Source organism: Streptosporangium subroseum, assembly GCF_900188345.1.
In the GTDB taxonomy this organism is placed as follows: Bacteria; Actinomycetota; Actinomycetes; order Streptosporangiales; family Streptosporangiaceae; genus Streptosporangium; species Streptosporangium subroseum.
Genome location: NZ_FZOD01000015.1, coordinates 55004 through 78867 on the forward strand (window position 1 = coordinate 55004; position 23864 = coordinate 78867).

At 73.3% G+C, this 23864-nt stretch carries 1 protein-coding gene; it reads right to left on the minus strand.

Annotation, left to right across the window (positions count from 1 at the left end; all coding sequences use genetic code 11):
* Positions 1-39: 39 nt before the first annotated feature.
* Positions 40-23715: a non-ribosomal peptide synthase/polyketide synthase gene (locus CHC08_RS17380; protein ID WP_143653250.1), complete on the minus strand. Its 23676-nt coding sequence runs from the start codon at positions 23713-23715 to the stop codon at positions 40-42.
* Positions 23716-23864 lie beyond the last annotated feature (149 nt).

Genomic DNA, 23864 nt, shown 5'->3' on the forward strand with positions numbered 1-23864 from the left:
TCGGTCCAGCGGTCTGCGTGGTCTAGCTGTCTGCGTGGTCTAGCGGTCGGCCTCCAGCGCCTCGGCGCGGTCCACCAGGGCCCGCAGCACGCGGAACCAGGTCTCGGCAAGATCCTGGACGGCCCCCTCGGTCAGCACCCCGGAGGCGTAGGACCAGGAGGCGACGAACTCCGGGCCTCCGGTCCGGTCCTCGGTCAGGGCGTTGACGGTCAGGGCGTGGGACATGGGCGTCTCCGGATCGTCGCCGAGATCCGCCGCCTCGGATTCGGCCGCCCACGACCAGTCGGTCGCCTCGGGGAGGCCGAAGCGGCCGAGGTAGTTGAACTGGATCTGCGGCTCCCCATGGCGGGCCAGCTCCGGCCCGGTCACCGGGTTCAGGTGCCGCAGCAGGCCGTGGCCGATGCCCGCCTCCGGCAGGGCGGCCAGATGCTCCCCGATCCGGGCCAGTGCCTCGTCGAGCGCGGGCCCCCCGGCGAACGCGTCCGCCAGGTCCACGGCGCCCGGGTCCAGGCGGACCGGGACGACGCTGGTGAACCAGCCGACCGTGCGCGACAGGTCCGCGTTGCCCACCAGCTCCTCCTGGCGGCCGTGGCCCTCCAGGTCAACCAGCACCGAGTTGCCGGGGCTCGCCACGTCCGCCCGGCGACGCCAGTCGGCGACGGCCAGCGCCAGAGCGGTCAGCAACACGTCGTTGACGGTCGCGCCGAAGGCGGCGGGCACCCGGCTGAGCAGCGGCGCCGTACGGTCCGCGGGCAGGGTGAGGGACAGCTGCCGCGAGGTGGCGACCACATCCCGCTCCGGGTCGAGGACTCGCGCCACGGGGAGCGGGTCGCCACCGGAGAGGATCGCGGTCCAGAGCGGCAGCTCGTCCTCGCGAACAGGGTCCGTTGCCCGCTCACCGAGCAGTTCCGACCAGCGGCGGAACGACAGCCCGACCGGCGCCGGCTCCACCGGCCTGCCGTTCACGACGTCCTGCCAGGCGGCGGCGAGGTCGGGCAGCAGGATGCGCCAGGACACGCCGTCCACCGCCAGGTGATGGATCATCAGGAGCAGCCGTCCCGGACGGTCGCGGCCGGCGTCGAACCAGACCGCCCGCACCATGTCACCCGTCTCCGGATCGAGACGGGACCGGGCCGCGCGAGCATGCTCGGCGATGACCGCGCGAAGCGCCGTCTCCTCGGCCGCCTTGTCGCCTGTTCCGCCGGTCGTCGCATCGGCCGCCTCGTCAATCGTCCTGGCTGCCGTCTCCTCAACCGTCGCATCGGCCGTCTCGTCTCTCGCCCTGCCGGCCGTCGTGTCGGTGCCGCCTGTTCCACCGGCCGTCGCATCGGCCGTCTTGTTGGCCGCATCGGTTGTCGTACCAAGTGCGGACGTGTCGACCCGGACGAGCCAGGACGCCGCGTCCACCGCGCCCGGGGCGGGCACCCGCAGCGACCACCGCTCGGCGCCGTCCCCGCCGGAGGAGGTTTTGGTACGGGTCCGATCCAGGCGGGCCCGCAACATGTCGTGCCGGTCCGCCACGGCCTGGAGCACGGACCTGAGCCCGGCCTCGTCCAGAGCCGCGGGGGTCTGCAGGAGTGCCGCCTGGTGGTAGCCCCGGAGCGGGCCGCCGCGCTCCCGCAGGGCGTGCATGATCGGGGTCAGCGGGATCGTGCCCGTACCCTCGTGCGCCCCGCTTCCGGCGTCCGAGCCCGGCGTGACGGCGACGGCGGCCAGGGCCGCGACCGTGCGATGCTGGAAGACCTCGCGCGGGGTGATCCTCAGGCCCGCCGCGCGGGCCCGGCTGACCAACTGCATCGCGACGATGCTGTCACCGCCGAGGGCGAAGAAATCGTCGTCGGCGCCGGCCTCGGACACGCCGAGCACCTCGGCGACGACCGCGGAGAGTGCGCGTTCGACGTCGCCCGCGGGCTTGCGTCCGCCGGCGGACGTGAAGTCCGGCACCGGGAGCGCCCTGCGGTTGAGCTTGCCGTTGGACAGCAGCGGCAGCCTCTCCAGGACCACCACCGCCGCCGGGACCATGTAGTCCGGCAGGACCGCCGCCACGAACACCCGCAGAGCGGCCGGGTCCGGGGACGCGGTTCCCCTGGCCAAGTCCGGAGATCCGTTCTCGGCCGAGTCCGGAAGTCCGGTGCAGTCGGCCGGGTCCGGAGACCCGCTCCCGGTCAGGAGAGGAGACGCGGTTTCCTCGGACGGGACCACGTAGGCGACCAGCTGCTTGACCCTGGGCCGGTCCTCGCGGGCGACGACCACGACCTGGGCGACGGACTCGTGCCGGTCCAGTACGGCCTCGATCTCGGCCAGCTCGATGCGGTAACCGCGGATCTTCACCTGGTCGTCGGCGCGCCCGCCGTACTCCAACTGCCCGTCGGCGTTCCAGCGGGCCAGGTCACCGGTGCGGTACATGCGAGCGCCCGCCTCACCGGACAGGTGCCCGAACGGGTCGGCGACGAACCGCTCGGCGGACAGGCCCGGGCGGCCGAGGTAACCACGGGCCAGGCCCGCACCGGCGAGGTACAGCTCACCGGTGACCCCCGGAGGAACGGGCCGCAGGGCGGCGTCGAGCACGTAGGCGCGGGTGTTGCCGACCGGGCGGCCGACCAGCGGAGTCTCGCTGTCGCGGACCCGGGCGACCAGGGCGTCCACGGTGGCCTCGGTGGGGCCGTAGAGGTTGAACGCCTCGGTGGAGCGCAGTCCGGCCAGGTCGCTCCAGAGCGAGTCCGGGACCGCCTCGCCGCCGACGCCGACCACGGCGAGCGGGCACTCGCCGGCCTCGATCAGGCCGATGTCGGCCATCTGCGCGAAGAACGAGGGCGTGACCTCGATGAAGTCCAGCCGCTGCTCGCGGATGGCCGCGACCGTCAGCTCGGGGTCGCGGCGTGTCTCGTCGTCCAGGATGTGCAGCGCGTGCCCGTCCAGCAGCCACAGTTGCGGCTGCCAGGACGCGTCGAAGGAGAACGACCAGGCGTGGCCGACGCGCAGGTGGCGGCGGCCGGTGGCGTGCTTGGCCGGGTCGTGGAGTGTCCGGCGGTGGCTGTGGAAGAGGTTGGCGACGCTGCTGTGGCAGACCACCACGCCCTTGGGGCGGCCGGTGGACCCGGAGGTGTAGATGACGTAGGCCGGGTGCCGGGGGTCCGGGGCGGCGACGAGGTTGTTCCCGGGTTGGGCGGCGAGCCGGGCGGCGGTCTCGGGCGTGTCGAGCCGCAGCTTCGGCACGCCGCCGTCCGGCAGGGCGTCCGCGAGCTCCGCACTGGTCAGGATCAGCCGGGGCCGGGCGTCGTCGAGCATGTCGAGCACCCGCTCGGCGGGCAGGTCCGCGTCGACGGGCAGGTAGGCCGCGCCCGACTTCAGCACGGCGAGGATCGCGAGCAGGTGGTCCGCCGAGCGCGGCAGTGACAGGACGACGATCCGCTCCGGTCCCGCGCCGTGCTCGGCGAGCAGGCGTGCGAGCCGGTTGGCGCGCTCGTTGAGCTCGGCGAAGGTCCAGGTGACCGTACCCGAGACGACGGCGACCGCGTCCGGGGTGGCGGCCGCCTGGGCCTCGAAAATCGCCGGGACGGTGGCGGGCGCGCCGGGCGCCACGGGGAGTGCGGTGTCGTTCCAGGTCGCGAGGATGGTGTGGCGGTCGGCGGGGCCGAGGATGTCGACCTGGCCGAGGAGCTGCTCGGCGTCGGCCGTCATCACCTCGAAGAGCCGGACCATCGAGGCGGTCATCCGCTCGGCCGTCGCACGGTCGAACAGGTCGGGCCGGTACTCGGCGGTCAGGGCGAGGCGGTCGGCGGGCTCGACCGCCCAGGCGAACGGGTAGTGGGTCGAGTCCTGGTGATCGCGTACGGCGGTGCGCAGGCCGTCACCGGCCCCGAGGTCGGGGCCCCCGGCGTCGGGGTAGGACTCGAACACGACGAGCGTGTCGAAGAGCTCACCCAGCCCGGCCCGGCGCTGGATGTCGGCCAGGCCGTGGTGCTGGTGGACGATGAGCCGGGACTGCTCGTCCTGGAGACGGTCGAGGAACACCGACAGGGGCTCGTCATCCCGGAGACGGACCCGGACCGGGACCGTGTTGATGAACAGGCCGATCATCGACTCGACGCCGTCCAGCTCCGGGGGCCGCCCGGAGACGGTCGCGCCGAAGACCACGTCGTCGCGGCCGGTGAGCCGCGACAGCAGGATGCTCCAGGCGCCCTGGACCAGGGTGTTGACGGTCAGGCCGCGGGACCGGGCGAGAGCCGTCAGTGCCTCGGTCAACTCCCGGGTCAGGTGCGTGGTGAGCGCCTCGGGCACGATCGGGGTCCGGTTCGGATCGGCGGGCACCAGGTGGGTGGGCTCGTCCAGGCCGTCCAGGGCCTCGGCCCAGGCGGTGGCCGAGGCGTCGGCGTCCTGCCGCGCGAGCCAGGCGAGGAAGTCCCGGTACGGGGCCGGCGAACCCGAGGGATCGGTCCCCGGGGCGTGCGCCCCGGAGGGGACCGCGCCGTGGACGGATGCCCCGGAAGTGCCCGCCTCAAGGGCGCGCGGCTCGGAGGAGACCGCGCCACGGGTGTGCGACCCGGAGGGACCCGTCCCACGGGCGTAGAGCTCGGACAGCTCGCGCATCAGCTGTGACACCGACCAGCCGTCCAGCAGCAGATGCTGGTGGGACAGCACCAGGCGATGCCTGCCGGAACCGAGGCGGACCAGCATCAGCCGCAGCAGCGGCGGCTCGGACGGCGTGAAACGGCGCCGTTCCTGGGCGAGACAGCGGGTCCACCGGGCTTCGCGGGCCTCCTCGTCCAGCTCCGAGAGGTCCACCTGGCGCCAGGGCAGGGCGACCACATGCGGTATGACGGCCACCGGGCGGCCGGAGGACAGGTATCGGAAGCCGGCGCGCAGGTTGTCGTGCCGGTCGAGCAGGGCCTGCCCGGCCTCGCGCAGCCGGGCGGCGTCGAGCGGGCCGTCGAGGTCGTACGACACCTGGACCGTGTAGACGTCCGGTCCATCGGAGCCGGAGTCGAACGAGGCGTGGAACAGCAGGCCCGCCTGGAGCGGCGTCAGCGGCAGGATCGCGGCGGCGTCCCCGGCCGGCACCTCGGCGCGCTCGTCGTCGGTGAGCGTGACGAGCGCGGCGTCCACGGCGGGCACGGCGGACACGCTGCCCGCGGGCACGGCCGTACCGTCGGCGACGGCCCGCACCCCGGCGACGGCGGCCAGCGCTGCGACCGTCCGGTGCCGGAAGACGTCCCGGGGACTGATCACCAGCCCGGCCGCCCGGACCCGGCTGACCAACTGCATGGCGACGATGCTGTCACCGCCGAGGGTGAAGAAGTTGTCCTCGACGCCGACGCGCTCGAGGCCGAGGACGGCGGCGAACAGCTCGCACAGCAGCTCCTCGCGCGGGGTGCGCGGGAGGGTGCCGGTCACCTCGGCCGCGAAGTCGAACGCCGGCAGGGCCCTGCGGTCGAGCTTGCCGCTCGGGGTGAGGGGAACGGCGTCCAGGGTGACGAAGGCCGCCGGGACCATGTGCTCGGGCAGCACGGCGCCGGCGTGGTCACGCAGGGTCGCGGACCCGGGGGCGTCCCGGCCGGGGGCAGGGACGACGTAGGCGAGCAGCCGTTCCTCGCGGACGACCACCGTGGCGTGCGCCACCGCCTCGTGGCGGGACAGCACCGCCTCGATCTCGCCGAGCTCGATCCGGAAGCCCCGGACCTTGACCTGGTCGTCGGCCCGGCCGAGGAACTCCAGCGAACCGTCACGACTCCACCGCACCAGGTCACCCGTGCGGTACATGCGCGTGCCGGACGCGCCGTACGGGTCGGCGACGAACCGTTCGGCGGTCAGGCCGGGGCGGTCCAGGTACCCCCGGGCGAGCTGGACCCCCGCGAGGTACAGCTCTCCGGTCACGCCCGGCGGCACCGGGCGCAGCGCGGCGTCCAGCACGTACGTCCTGGTGTTCCACACCGGCCGGCCGATCGGGACGACCGGCGCCCCCGGCAGGACTTGGATCGCGGTCACGTCGACGGACGCCTCGGTCGGCCCGTACAGGTTGTGCAGCTCGGCGCCGAGCACGGAGTGGAAGCGGGAGGCGAGGTCGGCGGGCAGCGCCTCGCCGCTGCACATCACCCGGCGCAGCCCCTCGCACCGCGCGGCGTCCGGCTCCAGCAGGAACGCCCGCAGCATCGACGGCACGAAGTGCACCGTGGTGATCCGCTCGTCCTGGATCAGTCCGGCCAGGTACGCCGGGTCCCTGTGGCCCTCCGGCCTGGCCACCACCAGCGCCGCCCCGGTGACCAGCGGCCAGAAGAACTCCCACACCGACACGTCGAAGCTGGACGGCGTCTTCTGCAGCACCCGGTCCTCGGCGGTCAGGCCGTAGGCGTCCTGCATCCACAGCAGGCGGTTGACGATGCCCTCGTGCGGCACCACCACGCCCTTGGGCAGGCCGGTGGATCCGGAGGTGTAGATCACGTACGCCGGGTGCCGGGGATCGTACGACCCGGGCAGCTCTCCGGGCGGGCCGTCGGGCAGCTCGTCCCGCAGTACGCAGACCGGGCGGGCGTCCTCAAGCATGAACGCGACGCGTTCCCGCGGGTAGTCCGCGTCCAGCGGTAGGTATGCCGCGCCCGTACGGTGCACCGCCAGCAGGGCGACCACCAGTTCCACCGAGCGCGGCAGCGCCACCGCCACCGTGCGTTCGGGGCCGGCGCCCATCCCGGCCAGCGCCCGTGCCGTGTGTTCGACGCGGGCGTCCAGCTCCGCGTAGGTCAGGCGCTCGCCGTCGAAGACCAGGGCGAGCGCGTCCGGCGTCCGTGCCACCTGGGCGCGGAACAGCTCCGGCAGGGTGGTCGGCTCCACCGCTCGCACGGTGTCGTTCCACCCGCCGACGACCAGCTCGCGCTCCGGCTCGTCCAGCACCTCCAGCTCACGCACCGGGCGGCCGGGGTCGGCGACGACCTGGTGCAGCAGCCGCACCAGCCGCCGCGCGACCTGTTCGACCGTGTCGCGGTCGAACAGGTCGGCGCTGTACTCGATCCAGCCCTGGATGCCGTTGCCGTCGCCCTGCTCGATGAAGTCGAAGCTCAGGTCGAACTTCGCGGTCTCCTGGCTGAGAGGTTCCGGCCGCGCGGACAGCTCCGGGAGATCGGGGGCCGCGCCCTGGCCGGTCAGGTAGACGACCATCACCTGGAACAGCGGGTGCCTGGCCAGCGAGCGGGTGGGGTTGATCGCCTCCACCAGCCGCTCGAACGGCAGGTCCTGGTGCTCGTAGGCGGCCAGGTCGGTCTCGCGCACCCGTGCCAGCAGCTCGCCGAAGGTGGGCGCGCCGGACAGGTCGGTGCGCAGCACCAGGGAGTTGACGAAGAACCCGACCAGGTCCTCCAGGCTCTCGTCGACGCGTCCGGAGATCGGCGCGCCCAGGGGGATGTCCTCCCCCGCTCCCAGCCGGTGCAGCAGCGCGGCCACGGCCGCCTGGGCCACCATGAACATGCTGACGCCCTGGTCGCGGGCGAGCCCGCGCAGGCCGCGCTCCAGCTCGGGGTCGAGCGTCAGCCCGACCGCCCCGCCGCGGTGGCTGCTCTCCTGAGGACGTGGCCGGTCCGCCGGGAGCGACAGCTCCTCGGGCAGCCCCGCCAGGGCCCGCTGCCAGAAGGCGAGCCGGCGCGCCTGCGGGCTGCCGGGGTCGCCGGCGTCGCCGAGCACGTCGCGGTGCCAGAGGGTGTAGTCGGCGTACTGGACCGGCAGCGGCGCCCATCGCGGCGCCCCGCCTTCGATGCGGGCCCGGTAGGCGGTGGCGAGATCGTCCCACAGGGGCCGGTCCGACCACTCGTCACCGGCGATGTGGTGGACCACCAGCAGCAGCACATGCTCCTGCGGCGCCACCCGGAACACCCAGGCCCGCAGCGGCGGTTCGCGGTCGAGTTCGAAGCCCTGCCCCGCCGCCTCTGCCAGCCGTCCGGGGAGCTCGTCCTCCGTGACCTGCTCGGTGCGGGTGACGACGCGGACCAGGCCGGGGTCGAGAACGAGCTGGTGGGGGTGCCCGTCCCGTTCGGGGAAGACCGTGCGCAGGCTCTCGTGCCGGATCGCCAGATCCCGTACGGCGGCCCCCAGCACTTCCGGGTTCAGCGGGCCCGACAGCCGCCAGGCCATCGGGATGTTGTAGACGGGGCTCGGGCCCTCCAGCCGGTACAGGACCCACAGTCGCCGCTGGGCGAAGGACAGCGGCAGGAGCTCCGGCCGGACGGCGGGGGCGAGTACGGGCATGCCGCCCGTCTCCTCCTCCCGCTCCTCCCGTAGCCGCTCGGCGAGCCGGGCGACGGTGGGGGCCTCGAAGATCGCGCGAAGGGTGATCTCGGCGCCCAGCGCCGTGCGGATGCGGCTGATCAGCCGCATCGCCAGCAGGGAGTGGCCGCCGAGGGCGAAGAAGTCGTCGTCGACGCCCACCCGGTCCACCCCCAGCACGGCGGCGAACAGCTCGCACAGGATCTCCTCGCGGGCGTCGCGGGGGCGTCGCCCGGACGTGACGGCCGCCGAATCCGGAGAGGGCAGCGCGCGGCGGTCCAGCTTGCCGCCGATCGACCTCGGCAGGGCCTGGAGCTGTACGAAGGCCGCCGGGACCATGTGCTCGGGCAGCACGGCGGCGACGTGCGCCCGCAGCTTCGCGGGGTCGATGCTCGGGCTGGAATGAGCGTCGGGATGAGCGCCTGAGCGGGAGCCGGACGGCGGGACCACGTAGGCCACCAGTCGCCGCGCGCCGGGGACGTCCTCACGGATCGCCACGGCGGCCTGCGCCACGTCGGGGTGAGTGCTCAGCACCGCCTCGATCTCGCCGAGCTCGATCCGGAAGCCGCGCAGTTTCACCTGGTCGTCGGCCCGTCCGAGGAAGGCGAGGGTGCCGTCGGCGCGGCGGCGCACCAGGTCGCCGGTCCGGTACATGCGACTGCCCGGTGTCCCGAACGGGTCGGCGACGAACCGCTCGGCGGTCAGTCCCGAACGGCCGAGGTATCCGCGGGCCAGTCCCTCACCGGCCACGTAGAGCTCGCCGGGCACGCCGACCGGGACCGGCTGCAGTGCGGCGTCCAGCACGTGGGCGCGGGTGTTGGCCACGGGCGCCGCCCAGGGCCCCGGACGACCGGCCCCCTGGGCGGGGCCGTCGTGCCGCTCTCCGTCATGTCTACCGCTCTCATGCGGGTCTTCGTCATACCGGCCGCTCTCATGCCAGTCTCCGTCGTGCCGGTCTCCGTCGTGCCGGCCACTCTCATGCGGGTCTCCGTCGTGCCCGCCGCTCTCATGCGGGTCTCTGTCGTGCTGGCCGGCGCTGTGCCAGCCGTAGGCGTCGACGGCGGACTCGGTCGGTCCGTACATGTCGTGGACCACCGTGCCGGGCAGCGCGCACAGCCGGTTCCAGAGCGAGGCGGGGGTGGCCTCGCCACCCACCACGATGACTCCGGGGCGGGGACGACCGGGATCGAGGAAACCGTGGTGAACCATTTCCTGCAGGTAGGTGGGGGTGACGTCGACGTAGTCGATGCGTTCGTCCGCCAGGTAGGCCAGCAGGGCGGCCGGGTCGGTCATGGTGGTCTCGTCGACGACGTGCAGCTGGTGTCCGGCCAGCAGCCAGAGCATCGGCTCCCAGGAGCCGTCGAAGCTGAACGACGCGGCGTGCACCGCGCGCAGCGTCTCGCGGCCGGCGGCCCGGCGGGCCGGTTCGATGAGGTCCTCGCGGTTCGAGCCGAACAGGTTGCTCAGACCGCCGTGGGTGCCGAGCACGCCCTTGGGCCTGCCGGTGGACCCGGAGGTGTAGATGACGTACGCGACGGAGGACGGAAGCGCGCGAGTGCTCGAAACGGACGCGGACGGCAGGGCGTGAACATCGGGGAAGGACGGCAACGTACCTGTGCCGGAGATCGACGAGGACGGCAGCGTGTGAATACCGGGAACAGGCAGGCGGTCACCGGAGTGGCCCGCACGCTCCACGACGATTCGCGCGTCGTCGATGTCGTCGTCGGAAGCCGCTTCCCGGGAGCGACTCGCCGGCTCCGCGAGGGTCCGCGGATCGTCGAGCATCAGCAGGTCGGTCCGCCCGGCGGGAAGCCCCGGGGCGATGGCCGAGGTGGTGAGCACGCACACCGGTGCCGCGTCGTCGAGCATGTACTCCAGCCGTTCGGCCGGATAACCGGGGTCGAGCGGGAGGTAGGCGGCGCCCGCGGTGAGCACCCCGAGGATCGCCGGCACCATCTCGGCCCGGGGAAGGGCCAGTCCGACCACGCTCTCCGCGCCCAATCCGCGGCGCAACAGCAACCCGGCGATGCGGTCGACCTCGGCGGACAGCTCGTCGAAGGTCATCCGGCGACCGTCGGTGACCAGGGCGACCTGGTCGCCCCTCCTCCGGGCGGCGTCGGCGAACAGCTCGGGGACCGTGCGCCGTTCCACCGGCCGCGCGGTGTCGTTCCAGGCGCTCAGGGAAGCCTCGCGCTCCTGCTCGGTCAGTACGGGCACCCGGCTGATCGGCCGGCCCGGATCGGCGGCCAGCCGGCCCAGCAGCGCAACGGTGCGGTCGGCCAGTGCCTGGGCCGTCCCCTGGTCGGCGAGGTCCTCGGCGTACTCCAGCAGCAGGGTGACCCGGTTCTCGCCGGCGTGGTCGACGAAGGTGAAGTCCAGGTCGAACTTGGCGGTCTCGATCCGGGCCGGCCACCACGTGGTGGGCAGGTCCAGGACGTGCGGATCACCGTCGGGGCGGTAGTGGTAGCCCATCATGACCTGGAACAGCGGGTTGCGGCCCGGCTCGCGCGGCGGGTTGACCGCCTCCACGATCCGTTCGAAGGGCATGTCCTGGTGCTCGAAGACGGCCAGGTCGGCGTCCCTGACCCGGGTCAGCAGCTCGGTGAACGTCGGGTCGCCGGACAGGTCGGTGCGCAGCACCAGCGTGTTGACAAAAAAGCCGACCAGGTCATCCAGGGCGCTGTCGGTGCGCCCGGCGATCGGAGCGCCCAGCGGGATGTCGGTGCCCGATCCCATCCGGTGCAGCAGGGTGGCGACCGCCGCGTGAAGCAGCATGAACATGCTGGTACCGGTCTCGGCGCACAGGGCGCGCAGGGCCTGGGCGGTCTCGGCGGGCAGCTCCGTGCGCACCGTGCCGGCGCGACCGGTCGGTTCGGCGGGACGGGTCCGGTCGAGCGGCAGCGGGATCTCCTCCGGCAGGCCGGTCAGCGCCTTGGTCCAGAAGGCGAGCTGCCGCGCGCCCTCGCTGCCGGGGTCGGCCGGATCGCCGAGGAGCCGCTGCTGCCAGAGGGTGTAGTCCGCGTACTGCACCGGCAGCGGCGCCCACCGCGGCGCCCCGCCCTCGCGACGTGCCAGGTAGGCGGTGTCCAGGTCGGCGAGGAAGGGCCGGTCGGACCACTCGTCGGTGGTGATGTGGTGCAGCACGATCGCCACCACGTGGTCGTCCGGGGCCACCCGGAGCACCTCGGCCCGCAGCGGGAGTTCGGTTCCCAGGTCGAACGGGCGGCCGACCGCGGCGCCGATCCGGGCGTCCAGCTCCTCCGGCGGGCAGTCCTCGACGGTGAAGTACGGCTCGGCCTCGCCGACGGGCACGACCAGCTGGTACGGCTCGCCCTCGTGTTCGGCGAAGACGGTGCGCAGCGCCTCGTGACGGTCCGCCACGTCGCGCAGCGCCCGGTGGAGCGCGACGGTGTCCAGCTCCCCTCGCAGCCGGAAGACCAGCGGGAAGTGGTAGGCGTCGCCGCCGCTGAGCCGTTCGGCCAGCCACAACCGCCGCTGCGCCGGGGAGACCGGGACGCGCTCGGGGCGTTCCGCCGTCGGCGTGACGGCCGCCCGGGCGGGCCGGCCGGCGTCGGCGCGGCCGGCCAGCAGGGCGGGCGTCGGGGCCTCGAACAGGTCGCGGATGGCGAGTTCGGCGCCCAGTTCCGTACGGGCCCGGCTGATGAGCCGGGTGGCGAGCAGCGAGTGGCCGCCGAGGTCGAAGAAGTTGTCCTCGGCGCCGACCTTCGGCAGGACCAGGACCTCGGCGAAGAGACGGCAGAGCACCTCCTCCTGGGCTGTCTGCGGCCCGCGTCCTCCGGCGAGCGGCACCGGCGGTTCGGCATCGGGCAGCGCCCGCACGTCGAGCTTGCCGTTGTCGTTCATGGGCAGCCGGTCGAGGGTGACGAAGGAGGCCGGGACCATGTAGTCGGGCAGCTGCTGCCGCAGGTCCTCCCGGAGCCGCCGGATGAGGCCGCCCGTGCCGCGCGTCGCCGTCGGGGTGTTGGCGTACGGGGCCGCACCGCCGCCCGTCGGGTAGAGGCCCGCGGTGACCCGGAACTCTCCCCGTACGAAGACGGCGTCGTAGCGGCCCGGCTCGCGCGACCAGGTGGTGAGGAGCCGGTAGCCCTCCCTCGCCCCGAGCTCGTGCAGCGCCTCGGGCTCCACTCCCCCGGTCGTCGCGGCACCGCGCTCGCTGGCGGCACGGGCGTCGGGGACCCCGGTCACCCGCAATCGCTCCGGCCGCCTCTCACGCAGATGGCGGGCGAGCCCGCCGGCCCAGACCTGCCCGTCGGCCCAGTCCAGCACCGGTTCGTCTCCGAGCCGGACGTCGGCCTCACCGTGGTAGAGGACGGCGTCGTAGCGGTAGCGGGTCAGCTCGTTGTGGTGGTGTCCGCGCTTGGTGCGCAGGTCGACGCCGAAGCCCAGGGTGGTGAAGTAGTCGGGGTCGACGAGGAGCTCCTTCTCCAGCGCGAGGTTCCGCTCGACGGCCCGGCGGACGTGCTCGGGATCGGCGTCCTTCCCCGCGCGGGTGAGCTGGATGCCGGTGTGGAAGGCGCGGGCCTGCCTCAGGTTCCGCACGTCGCCGACGAACAGGGCGCCGCCGGGCGCGAGCAGCCCCATGGCGCCCCGGATGACCTCGGTAAGGTGGTCGATGCTCGGGAAGTACTGGATGACGGAGTTGATGACGATCGTGTCGAAGTAGCCGGTGGGCAGCCCCTCGGTCACGTGGGCGGGCCGGCAGCGCAGCTCGACCTTGGCGGCCAGCTCGGGGTCACGACGCAGGTCCTCGCCGATCTTGCGGATCACGGGTGCGGCGAAGTCCGTCGCCCAGTACGCCTCCGCCTCGGGCGCCAGGCGCGACAGCAGCAGGCCGGAGCCGACGCCGATCTCCAGGATCCGGCGCGGGCTCAGCTCCCGGATGCGGGCGACGGTCTGCTCGCGCCACTCGCGCATGTGCTCGAGCGGGATGGGCCGCCCGTCGTAGCTGCTGTCCCAGCCCGCGAAGTCCTCGGTGAAGACGGCGGTGCTGATCTGCTCGTACTCGTCGGAGTAGATCTCCTGCCACTCGTCGATCCGCTCCCGCTCGGCGGACTCCCGCTCCTCGCCGGTGAGTTCGGCGGGCACGACGTAGCCGACGAGGCGCTGGGTGCCGGGGGCCGACGGGTCGTCGCGCGCGATGACGGCGGCCTGGGCGACCTGGGGGTGCCCGGCGAGCACGGTCTCGATCTCGCCCAGTTCCACCCGGTAGCCCCGGATCTTGACCTGGTCGTCGGTGCGGCCGAGGAAGTCCAGGTTGCCGTCGGCGCGGCGGCGCACCAGGTCGCCGGTGCGGTACATGCGCTCGCCGGACTCGCCGTACGGGTCGGCGACGAACCGTTCGGCGGTCAGGCCCGGCCGGTCGAGGTAGCCGCGGGCGAGGCCGATGCCGGCGATGTACAGCTCGCCGGGGACTCCGTCGGGGACCGGGCGCAGCCAGGCGTCCAGGATGTGGGCGCGGGTGCCGCGGATGGGGCGGCCGACGGTGGAGGTGGGGCTGTCGTCCGTACCGCCGCCGAGGGTGTTGATCGTGTACTCGGTGGGACCGTAGAGGTTGTAGCCGTAGGTGCCCTCGGTGTCGCGGAGCCGGCTCCAGACCGTCTCCGACACCGCCTCGCCGCCGAGCAGCACCAGGGGCGGGCGGTGACCTTCGAGCAGCCCTTCCTCGATCAGCAGGTGGGCGTAGGTGGGGGTGACGTTGACGACGTCGATGCGGTGGGTCTCGCAGTACGCGACCAGTGCCCCGGCGTCACGCCGCAGCTCCTCGTCGCAGACGTGCACCTCATGCCCCTCGACCAGCCAGAGCAGCTCCTCCCACGACATGTCGAAGGCGAAGGAGACCGTGTGCGCGACGCGCAGCCGCCGGCCGCCGGCGGAGGCGATGGCCGGGGCGAAGATCTCCTTCTGGTGGTTGAGCTGCATGTTGGTCAGGCCGCGGTACGGCGTGACGACGCCCTTGGGACGCCCGGTGGATCCGGAGGTGTAGATGACGTACGCCGGGTGTTCCAGGCTGAAGAGGGGGCGGTCCGCCTCGGTGACCGGGTCGCCGGAGAGCCCGGCCAGCTCCTCCGCCGTCGCCGGGTCGTCGAGCGAGACGCGCGGGACGTCCGGCGCGCCGGAGACGTCAGGACCGACGAGGCCGCCGGGAGCGCGGAGGGCATCGGAGGCGCTGGGGATTCCGACCGCACCGGGAACGCCGGACCCGACGGAAGCACCGGGAGCGCCTGAAGCGCCGCCTTCCAGCCGTGCCGAGACCGCGGCGGTGCAGAGCAGCAGCGCCGGCCGGGCGTCGACGAGCATCATCGTGAGCCGGTCGTCCGGGTAGTCCAGTTCCAGCGGCAGGTAGGCGGCGCCGGTGCGCAGCACGGCGAAGAGCGCGACGACCATGTCGATGGAGCGCGGCAGGCCGAGCGCGACGATCTTCTCCGGTGCCGCGCCCCGGGCGAGCAGCAGCCGGGCCATGCGGTTGATCCGGGCGTCCAGCTCGGCGTAGGTGACGCCCGCGTCGCCGAAGACAAGCGCGGTCGCCTCGGGGGTGCGTACGGCCTGGGCGGCGAGCAGGTCCGCGACGGTCTCCCGCGGGACGGGCACGCGGCCCTCGGCCCACTCCCGCTCCAGTGCGACGCGCTCGGCGGGCAGCAGCGGGTCGAGACGGCCGGCGGGCGCGTCCAGGTCGGCGACCAGCCGCTCCAGGAGCAGGGTGAAGCGGTCCAGCAGGGTCTGGGCTCGCGGGCGGGCGATGACGTCGGGCCGGTGGGCGAGGGTGATCCGGATCCGCTCCCCCGGCGTCACGATGAGGTTGACGGGATAGTGGGTGGCGTCGACGTTGGCGACGGCGGTGGCGCCGTACCGGTCGGAGAGCTCCGCGAGCCGCTCCTCGGTATCGCTGTTGCGCAGCACGAAGAGGGTGTCGAACAGCTGCCGGTGGCCGGTCTCGGCCTGCAGCACGCCCAGACCCAGATACTCGTACGGCATCAGGGCCAGGCGCTCGCCCTGGACGCGCCGCAGCAGCTCCAGTACCGGCTCGTCCGCCTTGAAGGCGATGCGGGCGGGGACGGTGTTGAGGAACATGCCGATGACGTTCTCGACGTCCGGCACCTCGCTCGGCCGGCCCGCGACCGTGGTGCCGAAGACGACATCGGTGCGGCCGGTGGCGCCGGCCAGCGCCAGGCCCCAGGCGGTGTTGAACACCGTGTTGAGGGTCAGGCCGTGCCGGCGGGTGGCGTCGCGCAGCCGGTCGCCCAGGTCCGCGGGGAGGTCGGCGTCCAGGCTCTCCGGGATGACCGGCTCCAGCCCCTGGCCGGCGGCGAGCAGGGTGGGCTCGTCCAGTCCGCCGAGGGCGGCGCGCCAGGCACGGGTGGCGACCTCGGCGTCCTGGGCCTCCAGCCAGGTCAGGTAGTCGCGGTAGGAGCCGGGGTCCGGCAGTCCGCGCCCGTCGCCGTCGTTCTCGTACAGCGCGAAGAGCTGGTCGAGGAAGAGCCAGGCGGACCAGCCGTCCCAGAGCAGCAGGTGCCGTCCGATGACGAGCCGGTCGCCGCGGGCCTCGCCGAGGCGGATCAGCAGCATCCGGAAGAGCAGCGGCCGGGACAGGTCGAACCTGCGGGTCCGCTCCTCGTCCATCAGCTCGCGCAGCCGCACGTCCTGTACGGCGGCGGGCAGAGCGGACAGGTCGACCTCTTCGAGCGGTATCTCGGGGTCGCCGACGATGAACTGCACCGGCTGGCGCAGGCCGTCGCTGGTGAACCCGGCGCGCAGGCTGGGGTTACGGGCCAGCAGAGCCCTGGTGGCGGTGCGCAGGCGTCCGGCGTCGAGGCGGGTGGCGACGTCGAAGGACTCGTGGACCGTGTAGACGTCCAGGGCGCCGTCGTCGTACGTCGAGTGGAAGAACAGTCCCTCCTGGAGGGGCGCCAGCGGCCAGATGTCCTCCACGGAGCCGCCGAGGCGGTGCACGCGCTCGGTCTCCTCGCCGGTCAGCGCGAAGACGACGCCCGGGTCGTGGGGTCCGGCCGCGGTGACCGTCGTGGCGGCCACCGTCGCGGCCACCGCCAGGCCGGCGGGGGTGCGGTGCTCGAAGACGTCGCGGGGGTTCAGTTCCAGACCTGCCCGGCGAGCACGGCTGGAGACGCCGATCGAGGTGATGCTGTCGCCGCCGAGCATGAAGAAGTCGTCGTCGACGCCGACCTCGTCCAGCTTCAGCACGGCCGCGAAGATCTCGGTGAGGGCGCGTTCGCGCTCGTCACGCGGGGCGCGCGCCTCGGCACGCACCACCTGCGGGGCGGGCAGCGCGTTGCGGTCGAGCTTGCCGCTGGGGGTGAGCGGCAGGGCGTCGAGCACCACGTACGCCTCGGGCACCATGGGCGCGGGCAGCGCGTCGGCGAGGGCGGCCCGCAGCGCGGCCACATCGAACGGGTCCTGCCGGTTTCGCGCGGGGACGATGTACGCCACGAGCATCGACCCGTGGATGTTCACCGCCGCCTGGGCGACGGCGGGCCGACCGGTCAGGGCGGCCTCGATCTCGCCGAGTTCGATGCGGTTGCCGCGCAGCTTGACCTGCCGGTCGGTGCGGCCCAGGTATTCGACGGCGCCGTCCTCGCGGCGGCGCACCAGGTCTCCGGTCCGATACATGCGACCGCCGGCCGGGCCGTACGGATCGGCCGTGAACCTCTCGGCGGTCAGTCCCGGCCGGGCGTGGTAGCCCCTGGCCAGCTGCACGCCGGTCAGGTACAGCTCGCCGGGCACGCCGGTCGGCACCGGGCGCAGGCAGGAGTCCAGCACCCGCAGGCCGGCGTTCCACACCGGGCGGCCGATGGGCACGGTGGTGTCCGCCGAGCCGTCGTAGGCGTGGTAGGTGACGTCGACGGCGGCCTCGGTGGGCCCGTACAGGTTGTGCAACGGCACCCCGGTGAGCGCCCGCCAGCGCGCGGAGGCGGCGCCGGGCAGCGCCTCACCGCTGCTGAAGACGCGGCGCAGGCTGACGGCCCAGGACGGATCATCGGTGATCTCGTCGGCCCCCAGGAAGGCTTCGAGCATCGACGGCACAAAATGCATCGTGGTGATGCGCTGCTCGCGGATGAGCGCGGCCAGGTAGGACGGGTCGCGGTGCCCGTCGGGCTTGGCGAGCACCACGGCGGCACCCTCGCACAGCGCCCAGAAGAACTCCCAGACGCTCACGTCGAAGCTGGACGGCGTCTTCTGCAGCACCCGATCGTCGGCGCGCAGCCCGTACTCACCCTGCATCCACGCCAGCCGGTTGACGATGGCGCGGTGGGTGACGACGACGCCCTTAGGACGGCCGGTCGAGCCGGAGGTGTAGATCAGGTACGCCGGATCGTCCGGTCCCGCGGCCACCGGTACGGAGTCCACGCTTCGGCCACCGTCGGCTGGGCCGACCGTAGTGGCCGGGACAGCCGGAGCGGCCGGGACAGCCGGAGCGATCGGGACAGCCGAGGCGGGCGGACCTGACGGGGTGGACAGGACGGAGGCGTCCGCCGAAACGGACGGGGCGGACAGGGCCGCCGAAACGGGCAGGACGGGCGGATCGGCCGGGGTGTCGAGGACGAGGGGGGTGAGGCCGTCGGCCTCGGGCAGCCGCGGGGCCGTGGCGGCGGTCGTCACAACCGTCCTCGCGCCGGAGTCGGTGAGCATGTACGCCATGCGGTCGGCCGGGTAGTCGGTGTCGACCGGCAGGTAGGCGGCGCCGGACTTCAGCACGCCGAGCAGTGCCACCATCAGTTCCGCCGAGCGCGGCACGGCGACCGCGACGACCCGTTCCGGACCGGCGCCCCGTGCGCGCAGGCGGAGGGCCAGCGCCTCGGCGCGCGCGTCCAGCTCCTCGTAGGTGAGGGTCTCGCCGTCGTAGACGACCGCCGTGGCCTGCGGGGTACGGAGCACCTGGGCCTCGAAGGCGGCGGCCAGGGTGGTCTCGGGGATGTGCCGGCTCTCCCCCTCCGGCAGGGCTCGCGCCCGTTCCTCGTCCGACAGCAGGTCGACGTCGGCGACGATCTGCCCGGGGTCGGCGGCCAGTGCCTGGAGGATCCGGGTCAGCCGGTCCGCGATCCGCCGGACGGCCTCACCGTCCAGCCGCCGGACGTGGTGCTTCAGGCGCAGGTCGAGCCGGCGGCCCGGCTTGACGATCAGGGTGAGCGGGTAGTGGACGGCGTCGTGGAACTCGTGACCGGTGATCCGGACCGTGCCGGAAGGGTCGGCGAGGCCGGTGCCGGACGGGTAGTTCTCGAAGACGACGAGGGTGTCGAAGAGCTCGCCGCCGCCCGCGAGTCCGGCGATGCGCTGGAGTTCGGCGAGACCGAGGTGCTGGTGGTCCAGGAGACCGGCCTGCTCGTCCTGGAGCCGGCCCACCAGGCCGGCCAGGGTGTCGGCGGGCTCCCATCGGAAGCGGGTCGGCAGGGTGTTGATGAACAGGCCGACCATGGACTCGATGCCGTCGACCTCGGCGTCGCGGCCGGAGACGGTGGTGCCGAAGACCACGTCCTGACGGCCGGTCAGCCGCCCGAGGAGCAGACCCCAGGCGCTCTGGACGACCGCGCCGAGGGTGACCCCGTGCTCCCTCGCGCGGGCCGCGAGCCGGGCGGTGACCCGCTCGGACAGCTCGACGCGGACCTGCTCGGACCTGAGCGGCGAGCCGTCCGCCGGGACGTCGACCAGACGGGTCGGCTCGTCGAGCCCGGCGAGCGCGGTCCGCCAGGCCGCGCGGGCGGCGTCGCGGTCCGCCGCCGACAGGCGGCGCAGGTATTCGCGGTAGGGGGCCGCCTCGGGCAGCGCCGCGGGAACGGCCCCGTAGGAGGCCATCAGCTCGCGGTGCAGCACCGGCAGCGACCAGCCGTCCGCCACGATGTGATGGAACGTCAGCACCAGCAGGCTGCGGTCGTGTCCGAGCCGCACCAGCGCGCACCGCACCAGCGGCGGCCTGGCCAGGTCGAACCGGCGGGCGCGCTCGCCGGCCGTGACGGCGTCGACGAGCGGGGGCTGCGCCTCGGCGTCCCGCCCGGACAGATCCACCTCGTGCCAGGGCACCTCCAGCCGCCCGGCGACGATCTGAACGGGCCTGCCGTCCGGGAGTTGGCGGAAGCAGGCGCGCAGCGGGGCGTGCCGGTCCAGCAGGTTCTGGGCGGCGCGGCGCAGGACCTCGCCGTCGACCGGGCCGGCCAGCTCGATGACCTGCTGGACGACATAGGCGTCGCCGTCCGAGCCGTCCACGAGGGAGTGGAAGAAGAAGCCCTCCTGGAGGGGGCTGAGCGGCAGCAGATCCTCGACGGTGACCGGGTGATCGCCCTGGACCTCCGCGAGCTCGGCCGCGGTCACCTCGACGAGCGGGGTGTCGCTCGCCGTTCTTCCCGCGTGCCCCGCGTTCCCGGTCTGCCCCGGGCCTGCTGTGTGCCCGGCGTGCCCGGCGTGCCCGGCGTGCCCGGCGTGCCCGGCGTGCCCGGCGTTCCGGGCATTCCCTGGGTCTGCCGCATTCCCGGCGTGCCCGGCGTCCGTGCGGTCCACCGCGATCGGGGCCAGCGCGGCGACCGTACGGTACCGGAAGATGTCCCGGGCGGTGAGCTGCAGCCCCGCCCCGCGGACGCGGATGAGCAACTGGATGGCGATGATGCTGTCGCCGCCGAGGGCGAAGAAGTCGTCGTCGATCGAGACCGACCGCAGGCCCAGCGCCTCCGCGTACAGCGCGCAGAGCAGCTCCTCACGGGCGTCGCGCGGAGCGCGGCCGGAGCTGAGGGCGGCGTAGTCGGGGACCGGGAGCGCGGCGCCGTCCAGCTTGCCGCTCGGGGTGACGGGAAGCCGGTCGAGGGGGACGAACGCCGAGGGGACCATGTAGTCGGGGAGCCACTCGGCCCCGTAGGAGCGCAGGGTCTTCATCAGGGCGGTGACGTCCCGGAACGGCACGGGCCGGTTGGCGGGCGGGAACGTGCCGGCCGGGCGGTAGAGGACGCCGAAGGGTGTGTCCCCGGAGACGAAGACCGCGTCGAGGCCGCCGTCGTCGGCGTGGCCGTTCCAGGTGGTGGCCACGCGGTAGCCGTGCCGGACGGCGAGGGCGTGCAGGGTCTCGGGATCGGTGTCGTCCGCCGGGGTGGCGGGGCGGCTGCCGTCCTCAAGGGCGTACAGCGCGGTGAGGTCCTCGGTGAGCCGGGCGTTGGGGAGGCCGGTGACCCGGAGCCGGACGGGCCGGGCGGCCAGGCGGGCGTCGAGCGCGTCGAGGCCGCCGAGGTCGTCCCAGCGGATCTCCTCCGCGCCGGCCAGGACCGACGCCCCGTCTCCGTCCGCCACGACGGCGACGCCCGACGTGACGGCGACGCCCGGCGTGACGGCGACGTCCGACGTGACGGCGACGCCCGACGTGACGGCGACGCCCGACGTGACGGCGACGCCCGACGTGACGACACCCGGTGCGGCAGGGGCACTCGGCATCGCGGCGGTGCTCGATGCGGCGAGATCAGCCGGTGGGACGGCATCCGAGGTGGCGGGGACGCCCGGTGTGACGGCGGTCCGCTTCCGCAGCACCACGTCGTAGCGGTACCGGGTCAGCTCGTTGTGGTGGGCTCCCCGCTTGATGCGGATGTCGGCCTCGAAATCCTCCAGCGTCCCGAAGAAGTCGGGGTCGAGCAGCAGCTCGCCCTCCCAGGCCACGGTCCGCTCGACGGCCGCCAGCAGGGCCTGCTTGTCCTCGGGGTCGGCGCCGCGCCGGGTCTCGACGGCGGCTCGCAGGCAGCGCAGCAGGCGCAGGTTCCGTACGTCGCCGACAAAGAGGCTGCCACCGGGGGCCAGGAGCGTCCTGGCCTTGCGCAGCACGTCCGCCAGATATTCGGCGCTCGGGAAGTACTGGGCGACGGAGTTGACGATCACGGTGTCGAAGAAGCCCGTGGGGAGTCCGGTGACGTCGTGCGCGGGCTGGGCGCGCAGTTCCACCCGTCCGGCCAGCTCCGGCACCGCGTCGACCTGGACGCGCAGTACCCGTACCGCCTCCTCGGAGAGGTCCGTGCCCCAGTAGGTCTCGCAGCCGGATGCGACGCGGGAGAGGATGAGCCCGCTGCCGACGCCGATCTCCATCACCCGGCGCGGCCGTAGCTCCTCGATGCGGCCGATCGTGGCGTCCCTCCACTCCCGCATCTCCGCGACCGGGATGGGCAGGCCGTCGTACATGCTGTTCCAGCCCGCGAAGTTCTCCTGGAAACCCTCGGAGCCAGCGGCGGAGTAGAGCAGCTCGTGGAGGTCCTTCCACTCCTCCACCTGCTCGGTCTCGTCGTGGCCCGCCTCGGCTTCGAGCGATGGGACGACGTAGGCGGCCAGCCGCCGGTCGCCGGGCCGGTCCTCGCGGACCACGACCGCGACCTGGTCCACGGCCGGGTGCCCCCGCAGTACGGACTCGATCTCACCGGGCTCGATCCGGAATCCGCGGATCTTCACCTGCGCGTCGACGCGGCCGAGATACTCCAGCCGCCCGTCGGGCTTCCAGCGCGCCAGGTCGCCCGTACGGTACAGCCGCTCCCCCGCCGCTCCGAAGGGGTCGGCGACGAACCGCTCGGCGGTCAGGTCAGGGCGGCCGAGGTAGCCGCGTGCCAGCCCCTCGCCGCCGAGGTACAGCTCACCCGAGACCCCCGCGGGGACGGGTCGCAGACGTCCGTCGAGCACGTAGGCCCGCGTGCCCGGGTCGGGGACGCCGATGGGCACGATGGAGCCGGACGGGATGTCGGGGTCGCACAGGCCGAGGGTGGAGTTGGTGGTCGCCTCGGTCGGACCGTAGGCGTTGAACATCATCCGGCCACGCGCATAGCGGCCGACCAGCTCGGGCGAGACGCGTTCCGTACCGGCCAGCAGGGTGGCGGCGGGCGGCAGGTGGACGTCGTCCGGCATGGCGGCGAGCAGGGCCGGAGGCAGGATCATGAAGGTGATGCCGTTGGCGTTCGCGTAGTCGGTGAGCGGCGCGCCGGGCACCCGGCGTTCGGCCGGTACGACGACGAGGCGGCCACCGGAGAGCAGGCCGAGGCACAGGTCCCAGAAGGCCACGTCGAAACTGGGCGAGGCGAACTGCAGGACGCGGCTGTCCGGCCCGATGCCGAAGCGCTCGCTCTGGGTGGCCACGAGCTTGGCGACCCCGGCGTGGGAGAGCACGACGCCCTTGGGGCGGCCGGTGGAACCCGAGGTGTAGATCACATATGCCGCGTTGAGGATGGACAGCGGTCCCCGGTCGGTCTCCGCCGGGTCGTGGCTCGGGCGGGCCTCCAACTCCAGCGCCGTCTCCTGCGCGTCGAGGACCATCGGCTCCATGCCGTCGCACGCGGGGATGTCCGTCACCGTGTCGGCGGTGGTGACCAGGCAGGCGGGCGCGGCGTCGGCCAGCATGTAGGCGATGCGGTCGGCCGGGTAGTCGGTGTCGACCGGCAGGTAGGCGGCGCCGGACTTCAGGACGGCCACCTCTGCGACGATCAGCTCGGCCGACCGGGGCAGGGCCAGGGCCACCACGCGCTCGGGCCCGGCGCCACGCGCGATCAGCGCGTGGGCCAGCCGGTTGGCACGTTCGTCCAGCTCGGCGTAGGTGAGACGGGTTTCCTCGAAGACCAGGGCGACGGCGTCCGGCCGCAGGCGGACCTGCTCGGCGAACATCTCCGGCCAGGTGCGCAGCGGGACGAGGTGGTCGGTGTTGTTCCACTCGACGAGAATCCGGTGCCGTTCCTCGCCGCTCAGCAGCTCCAGTTCACCGACGGGGGTGTCCGGCCTGGCCAGTCCGTCGGCCAGCAGCGTCGCGTAGTGGCCCAGCAGCCGATCGACGGTCGCGGCCTCGAACAGGTCGGGACGGTAGCGCATCCGCGCCTCTCCCGCCGAGACCTCCAGCGCCACATCCAGCGCTCCCGCGGTCTCCCCCGCCCCGGCGCCGGTCCCCGCGCTGAAACCGGTTCCCGCGCCGGTGTCTGTCCCAAAACCGGCACCCATGCCTGTGCCGGTACCGGTGCCGGTGCCGGTATCCGTGCCCGTACCGGTGTCCGTGTCGGCATCTGTGTCCGTACCGGTGCCCATGCCCATGCCGGTGTCCGTGCTGAAGCCCGCGTTGAAGAACAGCCCGCCGCCGCGTGTGGGTTCCGGCCGCAGCCCGGCCACGAGCGCGGACAGCGGCATCCGGTGCGCCCGCGCCTCCCCGCAGGCGTCGGCCACGCGTCGTACCAGCTCACCGAAGCTCGTGTCGCCACTCAGCCCGACCCGCACCGGTAGCCCCTCGTACCCGACGCAGATGTCATTCACCCCGCCGTAGCGGTGCAACAGCGCGACGTACGCGGCGAACAGGGACGCCTCGGGCGCGGTGACGGCGAGTGTGCGGCTGCGCGTCTCCAGGTCCTCGGCGGGCGGCAACCGGTACGGGAAGTCGACCGGGAGGGCCGTCTCCTGCGGAAGCGGAGCGAGTCGTCGACCCCAGTACGCCGTCACATCTTCAATAGCGGACACAGGTGACCGAGCCTCCCAAGCTGCGCAGAACCGGCCCATGTCGAGCCACGACCGCACATACTAAGGTAAGCATTACCTAAGTAGATAGACCCCCACCGCGAGAGGCCCTACAGTCCTGGACGTTAAAGTTAAGGACTGCCTAACCTAAG